Annotated in this window: 15 protein-coding genes and 6 tRNA genes; 12 read left to right on the top strand and 9 right to left on the bottom strand. The window is 68.4% G+C overall.

The window, feature by feature from the left end; translation table 11 throughout:
- Nucleotides 1-5: 5 nt before the first annotated feature.
- The gene (locus BM393_RS08410; protein ID WP_254783280.1) at nucleotides 6-1,109 is read right to left on the bottom strand and encodes a cell division protein FtsZ; all 1,104 of its coding nucleotides are present in this window, start codon (nucleotides 1,107-1,109) and stop codon (nucleotides 6-8) included.
- Between the two features lie 67 nt (nucleotides 1,110-1,176).
- Complete coding sequence (gene smc / locus BM393_RS08405; RefSeq protein WP_091724339.1) at nucleotides 1,177-4,689, bottom strand: chromosome segregation protein SMC; 3,513 nt, start codon at nucleotides 4,687-4,689, stop codon at nucleotides 1,177-1,179.
- A 227-nt stretch (nucleotides 4,690-4,916) separates the two neighbouring features.
- On the opposite strand from smc, the gene queF reads away from it, so the two are divergent.
- The 10 genes from queF (at nucleotide 4,917) to BM393_RS08355 (ending at nucleotide 14,751) form a co-directional block, all read left to right on the top strand.
- Nucleotides 4,917-5,348, top strand: coding sequence for a preQ(1) synthase (gene queF, locus BM393_RS08400; RefSeq protein ID WP_091725219.1), 432 nt, complete (start codon nucleotides 4,917-4,919; stop codon nucleotides 5,346-5,348).
- 34 nt (nucleotides 5,349-5,382) lie between these two features.
- Nucleotides 5,383-5,808, top strand: coding sequence for an SET domain-containing protein (locus BM393_RS08395; protein WP_221213749.1), 426 nt, complete (start codon nucleotides 5,383-5,385; stop codon nucleotides 5,806-5,808).
- A 64-nt stretch (nucleotides 5,809-5,872) separates the two neighbouring features.
- Nucleotides 5,873-7,135 carry a succinyldiaminopimelate transaminase gene (gene dapC, locus BM393_RS08390; protein ID WP_091724338.1) on the top strand — a complete coding sequence of 421 codons (1,263 nt, stop codon included), beginning with the start codon at nucleotides 5,873-5,875 and terminating at the stop codon, nucleotides 7,133-7,135.
- A gap of 81 nt (nucleotides 7,136-7,216) precedes the next feature.
- On the top strand, nucleotides 7,217-8,035 hold the full coding sequence (dapD, locus tag BM393_RS08385; RefSeq protein ID WP_091724337.1) for a 2,3,4,5-tetrahydropyridine-2,6-dicarboxylate N-succinyltransferase: 819 nt from the start codon (nucleotides 7,217-7,219) through the stop codon (nucleotides 8,033-8,035).
- A 123-nt stretch (nucleotides 8,036-8,158) separates the two neighbouring features.
- Nucleotides 8,159-9,325 carry a PilT/PilU family type 4a pilus ATPase gene (locus tag BM393_RS08380; protein ID WP_091724336.1) on the top strand — a complete coding sequence of 389 codons (1,167 nt, stop codon included), beginning with the start codon at nucleotides 8,159-8,161 and terminating at the stop codon, nucleotides 9,323-9,325.
- A gap of 20 nt (nucleotides 9,326-9,345) precedes the next feature.
- Nucleotides 9,346-10,497, top strand: a complete 1,152-nt coding sequence (dapE, locus tag BM393_RS08375) for a succinyl-diaminopimelate desuccinylase (protein ID WP_091724335.1) — start codon at nucleotides 9,346-9,348, stop codon at nucleotides 10,495-10,497.
- Complete coding sequence (prmB, locus tag BM393_RS08370; protein WP_091724334.1) at nucleotides 10,494-11,387, top strand: 50S ribosomal protein L3 N(5)-glutamine methyltransferase; 894 nt, start codon at nucleotides 10,494-10,496, stop codon at nucleotides 11,385-11,387. Before dapE ends, prmB begins: the two co-directional genes overlap by 4 nt.
- Nucleotides 11,384-13,405 (top strand): ATP-binding cassette domain-containing protein, encoded by a 2,022-nt coding sequence (locus tag BM393_RS08365; protein ID WP_091724333.1) that lies wholly within the window; start codon nucleotides 11,384-11,386, stop codon nucleotides 13,403-13,405. Before prmB ends, BM393_RS08365 begins: the two co-directional genes overlap by 4 nt.
- A 365-nt stretch (nucleotides 13,406-13,770) precedes the next feature.
- Nucleotides 13,771-14,277, top strand: a complete 507-nt coding sequence (locus BM393_RS08360; protein WP_254783402.1) for a MarR family winged helix-turn-helix transcriptional regulator — start codon at nucleotides 13,771-13,773, stop codon at nucleotides 14,275-14,277.
- Between the two features lie 39 nt (nucleotides 14,278-14,316).
- Nucleotides 14,317-14,751 carry an organic hydroperoxide resistance protein gene (locus BM393_RS08355; RefSeq protein ID WP_091724331.1) on the top strand — a complete coding sequence of 145 codons (435 nt, stop codon included), beginning with the start codon at nucleotides 14,317-14,319 and terminating at the stop codon, nucleotides 14,749-14,751.
- 138 nt (nucleotides 14,752-14,889) lie between these two features.
- Here the strand turns inward: BM393_RS08355 and BM393_RS08350 are convergent, their stop codons facing one another.
- Complete coding sequence (locus BM393_RS08350; protein ID WP_091724330.1) at nucleotides 14,890-15,822, bottom strand: asparaginase; 933 nt, start codon at nucleotides 15,820-15,822, stop codon at nucleotides 14,890-14,892.
- Nucleotides 15,823-15,936: 114 nt separating this feature from the next.
- Between BM393_RS08350 and lexA the strand changes: the two genes are divergently transcribed.
- Complete coding sequence (gene lexA / locus BM393_RS08345) at nucleotides 15,937-16,614, top strand: transcriptional repressor LexA (protein WP_091725216.1); 678 nt, start codon at nucleotides 15,937-15,939, stop codon at nucleotides 16,612-16,614.
- Between the two features lie 17 nt (nucleotides 16,615-16,631).
- A complete protein-coding gene (locus tag BM393_RS08340; RefSeq protein ID WP_091724329.1) occupies nucleotides 16,632-16,937 on the top strand; it encodes a helix-hairpin-helix domain-containing protein in 306 nt (101 codons plus the stop codon).
- Between the two features lie 93 nt (nucleotides 16,938-17,030).
- Here the strand turns inward: BM393_RS08340 and BM393_RS08335 are convergent.
- From BM393_RS08335 to BM393_RS08310, 6 genes are all read right to left on the bottom strand, one after another.
- Nucleotides 17,031-17,107 (bottom strand) — tRNA-Asp (locus tag BM393_RS08335).
- A gap of 102 nt (nucleotides 17,108-17,209) precedes the next feature.
- Nucleotides 17,210-17,285: transfer RNA gene (locus tag BM393_RS08330), tRNA-Glu, on the bottom strand.
- Nucleotides 17,286-17,344: 59 nt separating this feature from the next.
- Nucleotides 17,345-17,420, bottom strand: a tRNA-Ala gene (locus tag BM393_RS08325).
- A gap of 47 nt (nucleotides 17,421-17,467) precedes the next feature.
- Nucleotides 17,468-17,544 (bottom strand) — tRNA-Asp (locus tag BM393_RS08320).
- A 181-nt stretch (nucleotides 17,545-17,725) separates the two neighbouring features.
- Nucleotides 17,726-17,801 (bottom strand) — tRNA-Glu (locus BM393_RS08315).
- A 42-nt stretch (nucleotides 17,802-17,843) separates the two neighbouring features.
- A tRNA-Ala gene (locus BM393_RS08310) sits at nucleotides 17,844-17,919 on the bottom strand.
- Nucleotides 17,920-17,933 lie beyond the last annotated feature (14 nt).

The following is a 17,933-nucleotide window of genomic DNA, read 5'->3' as shown; positions in this document are numbered from 1 at the left end:
CGGCATCAGCTGAACAGCCGCCGCGCCACCGGACTGCCTGCCGCGAGGTCGCGCGCGGCCAGCGACTTGTAGAGCTCCGCCAGTTCCTGCCCGATGGACTGGAACGCATGCAAGTTCAGGACCTGGTTGCGGTCGTCGCAGATGTCGGCCTCGAAGTCGCGCGCCAGGTTGCGCGCCGACTCCTGCCAGGTCGCGAAGGGCTCCAGCGCCTCTGGCGTCTGCAGCACGTCCAGCGACAGCGTCAGCTCACGCAGCGACGAGGCCTGCGGATCGTCCGCCAGCGCCGCCTGCGCATCGAAGTTGAGCGTCAGCAGCGGCGGCGCGCCCTCCTCGGCCGACGGCAGCACCAGCCGGCCCGGCATCGCGCCCGGCACGAAGCCGTGGCGCAGCGCGCCCTGCTGCACGAAGCCCAGCGTCCAGGCCGCGCCCCGGGCGCGCAGCACGATCGCCAGCTGCGCGTCGTGGCTGGCCGCGAACTGGTCGAGCTCGCGCGACCGCGCCACCACGTCCAGCATGTCGGGGAACTCCGGCATCGCGCCGATGCCGTCCGCGAAACCCTGGATCTTCTGCACGAACTCCGAGTACTCGATCTCGTTGAGCGCGCCGCTGCGGTTGGCCATCTGCAGCCCCGCCTGGAACTCGCCGTAGCGCTGGCCCGGATGCGGCAGCTCCCACTCGCCGCTGTCCGCGTTCAAGCCCTCGATCTGGAAGGGCTTGGTCCCGGCGCGTCGGCTGCCCGGCAGGTGCGACAGCGCCATCTCGCCGCTCACCGGCGAGTCCGGCGCCAGCGTCGCGATCGCGTCGATCAGCGCATCGATGCGGGTCGAGGCCTTGCGCGTGCGGGCCACCGCCGGGACGGTCTCGTCCAGCGTCCGCAGGTCCGGCAGCGGCTCCCCGTCGGCGGCGCCGTCCAGCGTCACCGGCGCCTGGCCCGGCGCGGCACCGCCGGCACCCAGGCTGGGCTCCTGACGGTCGCCCACCGGCGCGAGCGGCTCCGCGCGTCGCGGCCCCGCCTTGCGCGCGCTCCACCAGCCCTGCGCCAGCAGCCCCACCAGCACCACGCCGCCCAGCGCGGCCAACAGCGTCGTCAGGTTCCAGTCCGTCGTCATCGCTCGTTTGCTCCTGCGGCCTCGCGCGCCTCGTGCCCCACAGGCGCCGCGATCACCGTCGTCATCCTCATTGCTCGGCCATCGCCAGCGCGGATTCCATGTCCACCGCCACGATGCGCGACACGCCCTGCTCCTGCATCGTCACGCCGATCAGCTGCTTGGCCATCTCCATCGCGATCTTGTTGTGGGAGATGAACAGGAACTGCGTGATCTTGCTCATCTCCGACACCAGCCGCGCGTAGCGCTCGGTGTTGGCGTCGTCCAGCGGCGCGTCGACCTCGTCCAGCAGGCAGAACGGCGCCGGATTCAGCTGGAAGATCGCGAACACCAGCGCGATCGCCGTCAGCGCCTTCTCGCCGCCCGACAGCAGATGGATGGTCGAGTTCTTCTTGCCCGGCGGCTGCGCCATCACCTGCACGCCGGCATCCAGGATCTCGTCGCCGGTCATGACCAGCTTGGCCTGGCCGCCGCCGAAGAGGCTCGGGAACATGCGGCCGAAATGCTCGTTGACCTGGTTGAAGGTGGAGCCCAGCAGGTCGCGGGTCTCCAGGTCGATCTTGTGGATCGCGTCCTCCAGCGTGGTGATTGCGCTGGTCAGGTCGGCGAACTGCGAGTCCAGGAAGGTCTTGCGCTCGCGCGCGGCGCCCAGCTCGTCCAGCGCCGCCAGGTTCACCGCGCCCAGCGCCGCGATGTCGCGGTTGATGCGGTCGATCTCGCCCTGCAGCCCGTACAGCTTCACGCCGCCTTCCTCGATGCCCTTGGCCAGCGCCTCGAGGTCGACGTTCTGCGCCACCAGCTGCTCCATGAACTGCTGACCGCCCAGCGCGGCGGCCTGCTCGTCGAGCTGCAGCCGGGTGATGCGCTCGCGCAGCGGATCGAGCGCGCGCTCGATCGTCATGCGCTGCTCCTCGCTGCGCTTGAGGCGCTGGCTGAGGTCGTCGTAGTTGGCGCGCACGAGGGCCAGCGCCTGCTCGCGCTCCATCTTCAGCGCCAGCGCGTCCTGCAGCCCGGCCTGCGCCGCGGCGTCGTCCAGTTCGGCGCGCTCCTGCGCCATGTTCTGCACCGTCTGCTCGTTGACCTGCACCTGCTGGCGCGAGGTCTCGATGCTGCGCTGCAGCTCGCCGCGCTTGGCCGCCAGCGCGCGGGCGCTGAACACCGCCTCCTGCGCGCGCCGCTCCAGCACGCGCTGATGCTCGCGCGCCTCGGTCAGCTTGCGCTCGGCGTTGATCACCGACTCGTCGAGCTCGGCGTGCTTTTCCTGCGTCGCCGCGAGCTGCAGGTCCAATTCCTCGAAGCGCGCCTCGCCCTCCATGCGGCGCTCCATCAGCGCTTCGGTCTGCGCGTCGATCTCGCCCAGCTCGTCATCGAGCTGCGTGCGGCGCGCGACGGCGGCCTCGGTCTGCTGCGCCAGGCGCAGCAGCTCGACCTGCAGTTGATGGGCACGGGCCTGCGTCTCGGAGGCTTCGCGCCGCACCACCGCCAGGCGCTGCGACGCATCGGTGTAGACGGCCTCGGCGCGGACCGCCTGGGCGCGCGACTCGTCGGCGATCAGCGTCTGCGCGCGCTGCTCGCGCTCCAGGTTCTCGATCTCCTGCGCGCGCGCCAGCAGGCCGGCGGTTTCGGAGTCCGGCGCGTAGAAGCTGACCGCGAACTGGCTCACCGCGTGGCCCTCGCGGGTCATGATGAGTTCGCCGTGGCTGAGCTTGGGGCGCTGCGCCAGCGCGTCCGCGATGGACTCCGCGGTGTAGATGCCCTCGAGCCAGTCGTTCATCAGCGCCTTCAGGCCGCTGGACTCCAGCTTGAGCTGGTCGGTCAGCGGCGGCAGCGCGCGGTGCGTGTTGGCGATGTCGCCGCTGGGCAGCGAGTAGAACGCCAGTCGCGCCGGTGGCGGATCGGACGCGAAGGCCTGCACCGTCTCCAGCCGGCCCACCGACAGCGCGCCCATGCGCTCGCGCATCGCCGCCTCGAGCGCGTTCTCCCAGCCGGGCGTGATGTGCAGCTGCGTCCACAGGCCCTTGATGTCCTGCAGGCCGTGCTTGGCCAGCCAGGGCTTGAGCTTGCCCTCGGTCTGCACCTTCTCCTGCAGCGCCCGCAGCGCGGTCAGGCGCGCGACGATGTCGGTCAGCTTCGCGGCCTGCTGCTGCGATTCCTGCTGGGCCTGCTGGCGCGCCTCGTCGGCGGCGGGCGCGGCCTCGGCCAGTTCCGCCAGCCGCGCGTCGGCCACCGCCTGCTGCTCGTCGGCGGCGACGGACAGCCGCTTCACCTCATCGAGCTTGTCGTGCTGCGGCGCGGCCAGGCCCTGGCGTTCCTGCGCCAGGCGCTCGCGGCGGCCGCGCAGGCCCTTGAGCTGCTCGTCGACGCTGCGGCTTTCCGCCGCCAGCACCTGGATCTGCTGCTGCACCTGCGTGACCTGCGTGCGCTGCTCGTTGGCGCGCGCCTGCGCGGCGCGCACCTGGTCCTCGACCTCGGGCAGCTTCATCGCCTGGTCTTCGGCCTGGGCGGCGAGGATCTCGCTCTGCTCCTCGGCCTGCGCGATCTGGGTGGCGACGTCGTCCAGTTCCAGCTGCGCCTGCTCGGCGCGCTCCTGCCACTGCTGGTTCTGCGCCTGCAGCTCGACCAGCCGCTGCTCCAGCCGCTGGCGCCCTTCGACGACATAGCGGATGCGCTCCTCGAGCCGGCTGACCTCCATCTGCGCCTCGGCCATGCGGCCCTGCGCGGCATGCAGCTCGTCGCCGGCGCCGTAATGGGCCTGGCGGATGGTCTCGAGTTCGGCCTCGAGCTGGCGGAGCTCGGCCATCTTGGCCTCGAGCGCGTTGACCGCCTCCGCATGCTCGGTCTTCACCCGCGCGGCCTCGCCGGCCGCGTCGCGGTGCTTCAGGAACCACAGCTGGTGCAGCTTCAGCGTGCCCTGGTCCTGCAGGTGGCGGTAATTCGCGGCGACCTCGGCCTGGCGCTCCAGCTTCTCGAGGTTGCTGTTGAGCTCCCGGAGGATGTCCTCGACGCGCGTCAGGTTCTCGCGCGTGTCCTTGAGGCGGTTCTCGGTCTCGCGGCGGCGCTCCTTGTACTTGGAGACGCCGGCGGCTTCCTCGAGGAACATGCGCAGTTCCTCGGGCTTGGATTCGATGATCCGGCTGATCGTGCCCTGGCCGATGATGGCGTACGCGCGCGGGCCCAGGCCGGTGCCCAGGAACACGTCCTGCACGTCGCGCCGGCGCACCGGCTGGTTGTTGATGAAGTAGCTGGACGTGCCGTCACGCGTCAGCACGCGCTTGACGGCGATCTCGGTGAACTGGTTCCACTGGCCGCCGGCTCTCGCGCTGGTGTTGTCGAACACCAGTTCCACGCTCGAGCGGCTGGCCGGCTTGCGGTTGCCCGAGCCGTTGAAGATCACGTCCTGCATGGACTCGCCACGCAGTTCGCTGGCCTTGCTTTCGCCCAGCACCCAGCGCACCGCATCCATGATGTTGGACTTGCCGCAGCCGTTGGGGCCGACCACGCCGACCAACTGGCCGGGCAGCTGGAAGTTCGTCGGATCGGCAAAGGACTTGAAGCCCGAGAGCTTGATCGAGTTCAGTCGCATCGAGACGTTCGAACCATGACCTGCCCGGAATGTGAGCCAAGTCTTTGATTTGATTGTGGAAACGCCCCTTGAAGGGGCGTCCGGTTCGCGGCGGATGATACCATCGCGCCCTTCGTCTTTTCCCCAGCCCCATGGCCAAGAATCCCTCCGCCAAGCCGGCCGCCAAGGCCGGCGCCAAGGCCGCCAAACCGACCGCCAAACCCGCCGTCGCGCCCAAGATGCGCGAGATGCCGCCCAACCCGCCCAGCCGGCCCAGCAAGGAGATCCACGTCTTCCCCAACCCGGCCCCGGAGCGCGACTACGTCATCCAGTTCCAGATCCCAGAGTTCACCTGCCACTGCCCGCTGACGGGCCAGCCGGACTTCGCGCACTTCACGATCGACATGATCGCGGACCAGTACTGCGTCGAGCTCAAGAGCCTGAAGATGTACTTCTGGAGCTACCGCGACGAAGGCGCGTTCCACGAGAAGGTGACCAACACCATCCTCGAGGACATCGTGAAGGTGACCAATCCGCGCTTCATCCGCATCACCGCCAAGTGGTACGTGCGCGGCGGCATCTACACCAACGTCGTGGCCGAGCACCGCAAGAAGGGCTGGAAGCCGCTGCCGGCGGTGGACCTGCCGGCGCACGGCTTCGAGACCGGCCTGCTGCGCTGATCCGCGCCTCGCATCCCGCACCAGCTCCCGCCGGATGGCCCTCGCCTACGACAGCGCCACGCAGTTCGTCGCGGTCGCGCTCAAGCGCAGCCGCATCGACGGCTACGGCGTGTTCGCCGCCGAGGACATCCCGGCCGGCACGCGGCTGGGCTTGCTGACCGGCGAATCGATCACCGTGGCCGAGGCCCGGCGCCGCGCGCAGGAGAGCCGCCGGCTGATGCTGGTGGAACTCTCGCCGGCGCGGGCGATCGACGCCAGCCGCTCGCAGGACGCGATGCGCTTCACCAACCACAGCTGCCGGCCCAACGCCCGCATCCAGGTCGAGGACGGCGAGGTCAGCTTCTTCGCGACCGAGGACCTGCGCCCCGGCGACGAGATCACCGTCGACTACGGCGTGACCCACCACGAGGGCCGCCTGCCCTGCCGCTGCGGCGCGCCCGGCTGCCGAGGCTCGCTCTGAGCGTCAACCCAGCGTTGTCCAGCCGAGTACGGCCGCCGCGAAGGGCCCGCCTATGATTCCGCGCATGAGCACGTCCCCCGCCTCGCCCCTGGCCGATCCCGCGGCCCCTCCCCCGGTCAACCCGCGATTGGCGCTCCTGAACCCCTATCCCTTCGAGCGCCTGCGCACCCTGACCCAGGGCATCGTCCCCAACCCCGATTACCGCCCGATCTCGCTGGGCATCGGCGAGCCCAAGCACCCGGCACCCAAGCTGGTCGAGGACGCGCTGATGGCCAACCTGAAGGGCCTGTCCAGCTACCCCGCCACGGCCGGCGAGCCCAAGCTGCGCGAGGCCATCGCGGGCTGGCTGCAGCGCCGCTACGCGCTGAGCCTGGATCCGGCCACGCAGATCCTGCCGGTCAACGGTTCGCGGGAAGCGCTGTTCGCACTGGCGCAGGTCGTGATCGATCCGAGCCGCCCGGGCGCGACCGTCGTCTGCCCGAATCCGTTCTATCAAATCTACGAAGGCGCCGCGCTGCTGGCCGGCGCCACGCCCGCCTTCGCGAACTCCGACCCGGCGCGCAACTTCGCCGCCGACTGGTCGCAGATCGACGACGCCACCTGGGCCCGCACGCAGCTGCTCTACGTCTGCTCGCCGGGCAATCCGACCGGCGCGGTGATGCCGCTGCCCGAGTGGAAGACGCTGTTCGAACTCAGCGACCGGCATGGCTTCGTGATCGCGTCGGACGAGTGCTACTCCGAGATCTATTTCCGCGATGGACCCGACGCCGCGCCGCTGTCGGGCCTGCAGGCCGCGGTCCAGCTCGGCCGGCCGGACTTCCGCAACCTGATCGCCTTCACCAGCCTGTCCAAGCGCTCCAACGTGCCGGGCATGCGCTCGGGCTTCGTCGCCGGCGACGCCGCCTGGATCAAGCGCTTCCTGCTCTATCGCACTTACCACGGCTCGGCGATGAGCCCGCTGATCCAGGCCGCCAGCATCGCCGCCTGGAACGACGAAGCCCACGTGATCGAGAACCGCGCGCAGTACCGCGCCAAGTTCGCAGCCGTCACGCCGCTGCTGGCGCAGGTGCTGGACGTGGCCCTGCCCGACGCGGGTTTCTACCTGTGGGCGGCGGTGCCAGACGGTAACGATATTGGCTTCGCCCAGGGCTTGCTCGCTCAATACAATGTCGGCGTTCTGCCCGGCAGCCTGCTGGCCCGCGACGCCCACGGCCTCAACCCGGGCGCCGGCCGCATCCGCCTGGCGCTGGTGGCCGGACAGGCCGAATGCCTGGAAGCCGCCCACCGCATCGTCTCCTTCGCGAAGCAACTCAAGACCTCCGCCTGATCCGTCCCGCCGCGCGGCACCGCGCGTGCCGCCGGACGTGTCCCACCGACCCGAATCGATCGAATCCTCGAGATCCCCACCATGACGCAAGACCTGCAATCCATCATCGACCTGGCCTGGGAAGGCCGCGCCAACCTGACCTCGGCCAACAGCCCGGAAGTCCGCGCCGCCGTGGACGAGGTCCTGGCCCGCCTGGACGCCGGCACGCTGCGCGTGGCCGAGCGCAAGGCCGTCGGCGAGTGGACCGTGCACCAGTGGGTCAAGAAGGCCGTGCTGCTGTCCTTCCGCCTGAACGACAACCGCCAGATGGGCGCCGGCGACATGACTTTCTTCGACAAGGTCCCGACCAAGTTCGGCGGCATGAGCGACGAGGCACTGCGCGCCACCGGCGTGCGCGTGGTGCCGCCGGCCGTGGCCCGCCGTGGCAGCTTCATGGCGAAGAACGTGGTGCTGATGCCGTCGTACGTGAACATCGGCGCCTACGTCGACGAGGGCACGATGGTGGACACCTGGGCCACCGTCGGTTCCTGCGCCCAGATCGGCAAAAACGTCCACCTGTCCGGTGGCGTGGGCATCGGTGGCGTGCTGGAGCCGCTGCAGGCCAACCCGACCATCATCGAGGACAACTGCTTCATCGGCGCCCGCTCCGAGATCGTCGAAGGCGTGATCGTCGAGGAGAACTCGGTGATCTCGATGGGCGTGTACATCGGCCAGAGCACCCCGATCTACGACCGCGAGACCGACACCGTCTCCTACGGCCGCGTGCCGGCCGGCTCGGTCGTCATCAGCGGCAGCCTGCCCAAGAACGACAAGTACAGCCTGTACGCCGCGATCATCGTGAAGAAGGTCGACGCCGGCACACGCGCCAAGACCTCCATCAACGAACTGCTGCGCGCCTGAATCGGGCCCACCCCCTACCGGCTTCGCCGGCCCCCTCAAGAGGGGGCGAGCCCCTGAGCCTGGCAGAGCCAGCCTCAGGGCTCCGCTTGGTAAAACGAACTATCCGCTTTGGAAGGGACGGAGATGAGCACTGGAAACATGGAGCGCATCCTGCGCCTGATGGCCGAGAAAGGCGCGTCCGACACCTACCTGTCGGCCAACATGCCGGTGCTGATCCGGATCAACGGGCAGATGCTGCAGCTGTCGGACCAGCTGCTGACGCCAGCCCAGCCGCGGGCGCTGATCTCCGAGGTCCTCGACCCGCAGCACCTGGCCGAGCTCGACGCCAACGGCGAGCTCAACATGGCGGTCTCGATTCCCAAGGTCGGCAGCTTCCGGCTCTCGGGCTTCCGCCAGCGCGGCTCGATCGCGGCGGTGTTCCGCCACATCCCGCACGTCATCCCGACGCTGGACAGCCTGTCCCTGCCCCCCGTCCTGGGCAAGCTGATCACCGAGAAGCGGGGCCTGATCCTGATGGTCGGCGCCACCGGCACCGGCAAGAGCACCACGCTCGCGTCGATGCTGGAGCACCGCAACCAGACGATGACCGGTCACATCCTCACGATCGAGGATCCGATCGAATACCTGTTCACCAACAAGCGCTCGCTGGTCAACCAGCGCGAGGTCGGCCGCGACACCGCCTCGCTGAACACCGCGCTGAAGAACGCGCTGCGCCAGGCACCGGACTGCATCCTGATCGGTGAGATCCGCGATCGCGAGACGATGACCGCCGCGATCTCGTACGCGCTGTCGGGCCACCTGGTGGTCGCCACGCTGCACGGCAACAACAGCTACCACGCGCTCAACCGGATCATGTCCTTCTACACGCCGGAGTCGCGCCCGGCGATGCTGAACGACCTGGGCGCGGGCCTGAAGGCGGTGATCTCGCAGCGCCTGGTGCGCGCCGCCGCGGGCGGCCGCGTGCCGGTCACCGAGATCCTGCTGAACACCAAGCTGATCGCCGAGCTGATCGAGCAAGGCGACTTCGCCGGCGTGAAGGAGGCGATGGAGAAGTCGATTGCCGAAGGCTCGCAGAGCTTCGAGGAGCACTTCGCCAAGCTGATCACCGAGGGCACGATCACCCGCGAGGAAGGCCTGGCCTTCGCCGACTCGCCGACCAACCTGCTCTGGCGCCTGCAGAACGACGGTCCCGGCGTCAAGCCCGGCGGCCCGGGCGCGTCGAAGAAGGAAGAGCCGGCCGAGGACACCGCCAACTTCACCTCGATCACGCTGGACGTGCAGCCGGGTTGATGCCCGCCCACCCTGATCCCATGGACGACGACACCCTTGCGCTGCTCGAGCAGCTGATCGCCCGCGCGTCGGTGACGCCGCGGGATGCCGGCTGCCTGGAGCTCATCGGCGCCCGGCTGGAAGCGGCCGGTTTCGCGCTCGAACGGATGGACAGCGGGCCGGACGACTTCCGCGTCAGCAACCTGTGGGCGGTGCGCCGCGGCGCCGCGGCGGAAGCGCCGGTCCTGGTCTTCGCCGGCCACACCGATGTCGTCCCCACCGGCGATCTGGCCAAGTGGAGCAGCGATCCCTTCGTGCCCACCGTGCGCGACGGTCGCCTCTACGGGCGCGGCGCGGCGGACATGAAGACCTCGCTGGCGGCGATGGTGGTGGCGGCCGAGACCTTCGTCGCCGCGCATCCGGAACACCGCGGCAGCGTCGCCTTCCTGCTGACCAGCGACGAGGAAGGCCCGGCGCGCGATGGCACGGTCGTCTGCGTCGAGCGCCTGCGCGCCCGCGGCGAGCGGCTGGACTACTGCATCGTCGGCGAGCCGACCTCGGTCGAGCGCCTCGGCGACACGGTCAAGAACGGCCGCCGCGGCTCGTTGTCGGGCAAGCTGCGCGTGATCGGCATCCAGGGCCACGTCGCCTATCCGCAGCTGGCGCGCAATCCGGTGCACCAGGCCGCGCCGGCGCTGGCGGAACTCGCGGTGACCGAGTGGGACGGCGGCAACGCCTACTTCCCGCCGACGACCTTCCAGATCTCCAACATCGCCGCCGGCACCGGCGTGGGCAACGTGATCCCCGGCGAGCTGGTGGTGGACTTCAACTTCCGCTTCTCGACCGAATCGACGCCCGACACGCTGCGCCAACGAGTGCACGCGCTGCTCGATCGCCATGGGCTGGAGTACACGCTGGACTGGTCGCTCTCGGGCGAGCCCTTCCTGACACCGGTGGGCGCGCTGTCGGCCGCGATCAGCGCCGCCATCGAGGCCGAAACCGGCGTGACCACCGAACTCTCCACGACCGGCGGCACCTCGGATGGGCGATTCATCGCCAAGCTGTGCCCCCAGGTGGTGGAATTCGGACCGCTCAATGCGAGCATCCACAAGATCGATGAATACGTGCCGCTGGACCAGATCGCGCCGCTGACGCGCATCTACCGCCGCACGCTGGAGAATTTGCTGCTGTGACGCTGTTGGAATTGATCGAGGCCCAGGCCGCCCGCCTCACCGAGGCGGGCGTTTCATTTGGGCATGGCACCACGAACGCCTTCGACGAGGCCGCCTGGCTGAGCCTGTGGGCGCTGGACCTGCCGCTGGACGCGCTGGACGCGCATGCGGGCGAGCCCGTCGACGACGCGGGCCGCGAGAAGGTGGAGGTCCTGGTCGAGCGGCGCATCGCCACCCGCAAGCCGGCCGCCTACCTGACGCGCGAGGCCTGGCTGCAGGGCGTGCCCTTCTACGTCGACGAGCGCGCAATCGTGCCGCGCAGCTTCATCGCGGAGCTGCTCGCCGACGCGACCATCGATGCCTGGCTGTCGGACCAGACCACCCGCGTGCTGGACCTGTGCACCGGCAACGGCAGCCTCGCCGTGCTGGCGGCGATGGCCTGGCCGGAGGTGTCGGTCGACGCGATCGACCTGAGCGCGGACGCGCTCGCGGTCGCGGCGATCAACGTCGAGCGCCATCAACTCGCCGACCGCGTGCGGCTGCTGCAGGGCGACGGCCTGGCGCCGGCCCAGGGCGCGTATGACCTGATCCTCTGCAATCCGCCCTATGTGAACAGCGCCTCGATGGCCGCGCTGCCCGACGAATACCGCGCCGAGCCCGAGCTCGCGCTGGCCGGCGGCGCCGATGGCATGGACTTCATCCGCCGGCTGCTGGCTGACGCGCCGGCGCGGATGAACGAGCATGCGGTGCTGGTCCTGGAGATCGGCAACGAGCGCGCGTTCTTCGAGGCTGCCTTCCCGCAGCTCGAAGCGGCCTGGCTCGAGACCTCGGCCGGCGAGGACCAGGTGCTGCTGCTGACGCGCGAGGCGCTGGTGGCGGCCGGCTTCGGCGCCGAGGGAGCGTCCGCATGATCACCTTGCGCAACGTGGTGCTGCGCCGCGGCACCAAGGTCGTCCTGGACGATGCGAGCGTCGTGCTGCAGCCCGGCGAGAAGGTCGGCCTGGTCGGACGCAACGGCGCGGGCAAGTCCAGCCTCTTCGCGCTCCTGACCGACCGGCTGCACAGCGACAAGGGCGACGTCGAGATTCCGCGCCACTGGGCGCTGGCCGAGGTCGCCCAGCACATGCCCGAGACCGACATGCCGGCCACCGAGTTCGTGCTCGAGGGCGACATCCGGCTGATGGCCGCCCGCCAGGCGCTGGCCGACGCGGAAGCGGCCGATGACGGCCATGCGATCGCCGATGCCTACGCGCAGCTGATGGACGCCGGCAGCCTCGACGCCCCGGCCCGCGCGCAGGCGTTGCTGATGGGCCTGGGCTTCAAGGGCACGCAGGTCGATGCGCCGGTGAACAGCTTCTCCGGCGGCTGGCGCATGCGGCTGCAGCTGGCGCGCGCGCTGATGTGCCCGTCCGACCTGATGCTGCTGGACGAGCCCACCAACCACCTGGACCTGGACGCCCTGGTCTGGCTGGAAGCCTGGCTGCAGCGCTATGAAGGCACGCTGATCATCATCAGCCACGACCGCGAATTCCTGGACGCGATCACCAAGGTCACGCTCCATCTGGACGATGCGAAGCTGCATCGCTACGGCGGCAACTACACCGCCTTCGAGTCGATGCGCGCCGAGCGCATGCTCCAGCAGCAGCAGGCCTTCGACAAGCAGCAGGAGCGCATGGCGCACCTGCAGAAGTTCATCGACCGCTTCAAGGCCAAGGCCTCCAAGGCCAAGCAGGCGCAGAGCCGCGTGAAGGCGCTGGAACGCATGGAGAAGCTGGCGCCGGTGCTCACCGCGTCGGACTTCAGCTTCGAGTTCCGCGAGCCGCTGAACCTTCCGAATCCGATGCTGATGTTCGACACCGTGTCCGTGGGCTACGACACGGACGAGGGCGAGAAGGTCATCGTGCGCGGCATCGACCGCTCCGTGCTGGCGGGCCAGCGCTTCGGCATCCTGGGCGCGAACGGCCAGGGCAAGTCGACCTTCGTGAAGACGGTGGCGCGCATGCAGCGCGCGATGGGCGGCACGATCACCGAGGGCAAGGGCCTGTCGATCGGCTACTTCGCGCAGCAGGAGATGGACGTGCTGCGACCCGACGAGGGGCCGCTGATGCACATGATCCGGCTGACCAAGGAGGTCAGCCCGAATGCGCGCGAGCAGGAACTGCGCGACTTCCTGGGCCAGTTCCGCTTCGTCGGCGACATGGTGAACCAGGAGGTCGGCAGCCTGTCCGGCGGCGAGAAGGCGCGGCTGGTGCTGGCGATGCTGGTGTGGCAGCGCCCCAACCTGCTGCTGCTGGACGAACCGACCAACCACCTGGACCTGCAGACGCGCGAGGCGCTGTCGATGGCGCTCAACGAGTTCGAAGGCACCGTCATGCTGGTCAGCCACGACCGCGCGCTGCTGCGCGAGGTCTGCGACGAGTTCTGGCTGGTGGCCGACGGCAAGCTCGCGCCCTTCGATGGCGACCTCGACGATTACCAGCGCTGGCTGCTGGAGCAGTCCAAGGAGGCCGCGAAGCTGGCGAAGGAACAGGCCAAGCAGGCGATTCGCGAGGCGCGGGCCACTGGCAAGGCTGAGGCACCGCCCGTTGCAGCTGCACCGGCCCCGGCCGTCGCGCCTCCACCCGCCGCGGCGCCCGCGCCCTCGCCCGTCAAGCGCGAGGACCGCAAGCTCAGCGGCCAGGCCCGCCAGAAGCTCAATGAGCAGACGCGCCCGCTGCGCAAGGAGATGGAGCAGATCGACGCGAAGATGAAGGCCTGGGCGGAGGAACGCGCAGCGCTGGAAGCGCAGCTCTCCAACCCCGGCCAGACGCCCGCGCAGATCGCCGACGCAGGCAAGCGGCTGAAGGCCATCGGCGATGAGATCGACGAAGCCGAGATGCGCTGGCTGGAACTGAGCGAGCAAGTCGACGCGATTCAATCCGCAGGCTGAGCGCTCGCACCCTGTCATGCCCCTCACCTGTCGCGTGAAGGGCTGCGGGGAAAGGCTCAGCGATCTGCGCAGGGCTTTGCCCTCACCCCTCCCTCTCCCGCAACGCGGAAGAGGGTGATATCACCGAGACCTTCGAACGGGTGGCGTCGAATAGGTGGCTTCGGACGGGTGGGGCTCCTTCGCGTCCCCTTTTTCCGTGCTGGCGGCGCTCGCCCCAGGCATCGATAGTTCGCCTCAACAGCGGACAAAGACCATTTCAATTGTGTGCAATTGAATTGCTCGCTACATTTCATCCCATGCCGAAGACGATCCCTCCCAGCCAAAAGGACGCTGCCGCCGTCAGCACCGCTGGTGGCCAGCCCTCGATGCCCGCCGGCACCGACTGGCTGAAGCTGGACGTTCAGCTCTGCTTCGCGCTGTATTCGACCTCGCTGGCGATGACCAAGCTCTACAAGCCGCTGCTGGCGCCGCTGGGCCTGACCTACCCGCAATACCTGGTGATGCTGGTGCTGTGGGAGACGGAGGGCCTGGGCGTCTCGGAGCTGGGACAGCGTCTGAGCCTGGATTCCGGCACGCTCACGCCGCTGCTGAAGCGGCTCGAGGCCAGCGCGCTGATCGAGCGCCAGCGCGCCCGCGGCGACGAGCGCCGCGTCGAAATCCATCTGACCGCCGCTGGCCGCGCACTGCGCGATCAGGCGGTAGGCATTCCCGAGCAACTGGCCTGCGCCAGCGCCTGCGGGCCGGCCGAGCTCGAATCGCTGACACGCCGTCTGCAGGCCTTGCGCACCAACCTGCTGACCCACCTCGCCGCAGATTCCGCCGCCGATCCCGCCGCGCTCACGGAGAGCGACGGCGAGGACGGCAACCCCTGACCCCAAGCGTTCTTTCCCCTCACCACCAAGGAGCCCCACATGGCCATCGAAAAAGCCCTCTACACCGCCACCGCCACCGCCACCGGCGGCCGCTCCGGCACCGCGCAATCGTCCGACGACCGCCTGAAGGTCCAGCTGTCCACGCCCAAGGCGCTGGGCGGCGACGACGGCGCCGGCACCAACCCGGAACAGCTGTTCGCCGCAGGCTATTCCGCCTGCTTCATCGGCGCGATGAAGGCCGTCTCGGCCCGCAACAAGGTCGCCCTGCCGGCCGAAGTCTCGATCACCAGCGAAGTCGGCATCGGCCCGCACGCCAACAAGCCGGGCGCCTTCGGCATCGCCGTGGCGATGAAGATCTCGGTGCCGGGCATGGACCGCGCGCAGCTGGAAAAGCTGGTGGCCGATGCCCACGAGGTCTGCCCCTACTCGAACGCCACCCGCGGCAACGTCGACGTCACGCTGACGATCGTCTAAGCCTTCCGCGGCGCCCGGTCACCACCGGATCGAGCACAAAGAAAAGCGCCGGTCATGCCGGCGCTTTTTCATTCATGGGTCCAGCCGTCGACGCTTCGCTCCGTCGCGACTGACGAAGCCACTCGCGACGGCTGTGGTTCAGCGTTGCAGCAGGCTGAGCATCAACTCGACACGCGCCGCCCACGGCGACAGCGCGGCGGCGGGCTCATCGCCGGCGCCCACGATGCGTCCCTGCGCGCACCGCGTCGTCCGCCACACTGGCACGCCGGCCTCCTTGAGCGCGCGCACCGGCGCCTCGAGCACCTGATTCACCGTGCCGTTGCCCGTGCACGCCAGCACCAGCCCCTGGAGACCGGCCGCTCGCCAGGCTTCGAGCGACCGCGCATCGGCGCCCGCATGGCTGGCGAGCACCTCCACCCAGGGCCACTGGGTCGCGTCCTCCGGCAACAGCGCCGCGCCGAGCGCCTCGCCCCCCGGCCAATCGCGGAAGCGCCGCACGACGCCCTCCTCCACCACGGCCAGCGGCCCGGCGTCAGGCCCGGCCTCGAAGGCGTCGAGCCGGTAGCTGTGCGTCTTGCGCAGCTCGAGCCCGGACCAGACCTGCCCCGCCACGACGGCGATGACGCCTCGCACGCCTTCGCTCTCGGCAACGGCCACGGCGTCCAGCAGGTTCTGCGGACCATCCGCCTGGATGGCGGTCGCCGGCCGCATCGCGGCGGTCAGCACGACCGGCTTCTCCGGCGCCAGCACGCGCTGCAGCAGATAGGCGGTCTCTTCCAGCGTGTCGGTGCCGTGCGTGATCACCACGCCGCGGACCTCGGGCCGGTCCAGGTGCTCCCGCACCCGCTTCGCCAGCCGCGCCCAGGTGGCGTGATCCATGTCCTTGCTGTCGAGCTGGGCCAGCTGTTCAGCCTCCAGCGACCTCGCCGCGAGCGCCGGGACCGCCTTCACCAGCGACCCCACCGACAGCGAACCCGCCTTGTAGCCGACGTTGTCCGTGGCGGTGCCGGAGGCGCCGGCGATCGTCCCGCCGGTGCCGATGATCACGAGGGTCTGGGGCGCGCTTTGCAATTTGTCGTCTCCTGTATAAAAATCCAGATGCTGGATGGATTCTCAGGCGGCTTTCGAACCCTCGAAGCCGTTTTGCATTCCAACCAGTCCTCCATGGAATAAAGGCCTGTGCTCGTGGATACACCGCCCAAACTCACCGCCCGCCAACAACAGATCTTCGATCTGGTCCGCGACAGCATCGAGAGCACCGGCTCGCCGCCCACGCGCGCCGAGATCGCGCAGCAACTCGGCTTCAAGTCCGCGAACGCCGCCGAGGAACACCTGCAAGCGCTCGCCCGCAAGGGCGTCATCGAACTGGTGGGGGGCACCGCGCGCGGCATCCGCCTGCCGTCGACCGCGCTGCGCCAGGTCAACCGCGCCCGGGAGCACAGCCAGTTCGCCCTGCCGCTGGCCAGCCTGGCGCAACTGACGCTGCCGCTGGTCGGCCGGGTCGCTGCCGGCGCGCCCATCCTCGCCGAGGAACATGTGGAGCAGCACTATAGCGTCGACCCCTCGATGTTCTCGAAGGCGCCGGACTTCCTGCTGCGCGTGAAAGGCATGAGCATGAAGGACATCGGCATCATGGACGGCGACCTGCTCGCCGTGAAGAAGATCAGCGAAGCGCGCAACGGCCAAGTCGTCGTCGCGCGCCTGGGTGACGAGGTCACCGTGAAGCGCTTCCAACGCCATCCGGACGGCATCCGACTTCTCCCGGAGAACGCCGATTTCGCCCCGATCGAGGTCACGCCGGATGAGCAGTTCGCCATCGAAGGCTTGGCCGTCGGATTGATCCGCTCCGGCGGGTTTCACTGAGCGGGTACGAGTGCCGCATGGCTGCGCGAAAGACGCACACGAAAGCGGCTTCGGCCGCTGAATGCCTCACGCTGCGGCAAATTCCCAACATCGGTCCTGCGATGGTTCGGGATTTGGAATCGATGGGGATTCGGCAGCCCGCGGATCTCATCGGCGCCGATGCATTTGCGCTCTATCAGCGGATTTGCAAACTGACCGGCAAGCGCCACGATCCCTGCGTGCTGGATACCTATATGGCGGCCGTCGATTTCATGAATGGTGCCTCGCCCAGAGATTGGTGGAGTTATACCGCCCAGCGCAAGCGCGAGTATCCGGACTTCTGAATACTCCGCAGGCGTGGCCCGCCTTAACCGGAATGAGACCGGAACGGGCAAAAGAAAAAACCCTGCCGACTTGCATCGACAGGGTTTCAATATTGGCGGAGTGGACGGGGCTCGAACCCGCGACCCCCGGCGTGACAGGCCGGTATTCTAACCAACTGAACTACCACTCCAGATACGACGCTGTTGAGCGCGTCGATATCGTTCGCGAACAAGTTTCGCTGCGAGCCAACGGATCCATTCGGAACCGCGATGCAGCCAAGCCTTGTCAAACTTGGCGTCCCCTAGGGGATTCGAACCCCTGTAATCACCGTGAAAGGGTGGTGTCCTAGGCCTCTAGACGAAGGGGACTGAACCTTCTTGCTGTGACTCGGTCAATGCGTACCGGCAACCCAGACTCCCAAGAAATCTGGTGGAGGTAAGCGGGATCGAACCGCTGACCTCTTGCATGCCATGCAAGCGCTCTCCCAGCTGAGCTATACCCCCGAATGCTGACGCATCGAATCGGTACGCTGCCCGAGCCTCAACTGTGTTGGCGGAGTGGACGGGGCTCGAACCCGCGACCCCCGGCGTGACAGGCCGGTATTCTAACCAACTGAACTACCACTCCAGATACTCAGAATCTTTCGATTCCTTCGCATCAAACTGGTCTCGCTTTGATTCGATCAATGACTTGATCGCTTCTCTGCGTCGATTTCGTTACTATACCTGATTTTGACAACGCTCAAATCGAGTTCCGAAGAATTTTCGATTTCGCGTTCAATCTCAGTCAGTAACCAAGCTCGAAAACTTGGCGTCCCCTAGGGGATTCGAACCCCTGTAATCACCGTGAAAGGGTGGTGTCCTAGGCCTCTAGACGAAGGGGACTGAACCTTCTTCCTTGAACCGCGCGCCACGCAAACCGAAGTTTGGTGGAGGTAAGCGGGATCGAACCGCTGACCTCTTGCATGCCATGCAAGCGCTCTCCCAGCTGAGCTATACCCCCTTTGGGGATTCGAA

This window comes from Mitsuaria sp. PDC51 (genome assembly GCF_900113225.1).
In the GTDB taxonomy this organism is placed as follows: Bacteria; Pseudomonadota; Gammaproteobacteria; order Burkholderiales; family Burkholderiaceae_C; genus Roseateles.
The sequence above is the reverse complement of the archived record's forward strand: the minus strand, read 5'-3'. Positions and strand labels throughout refer to the sequence as shown.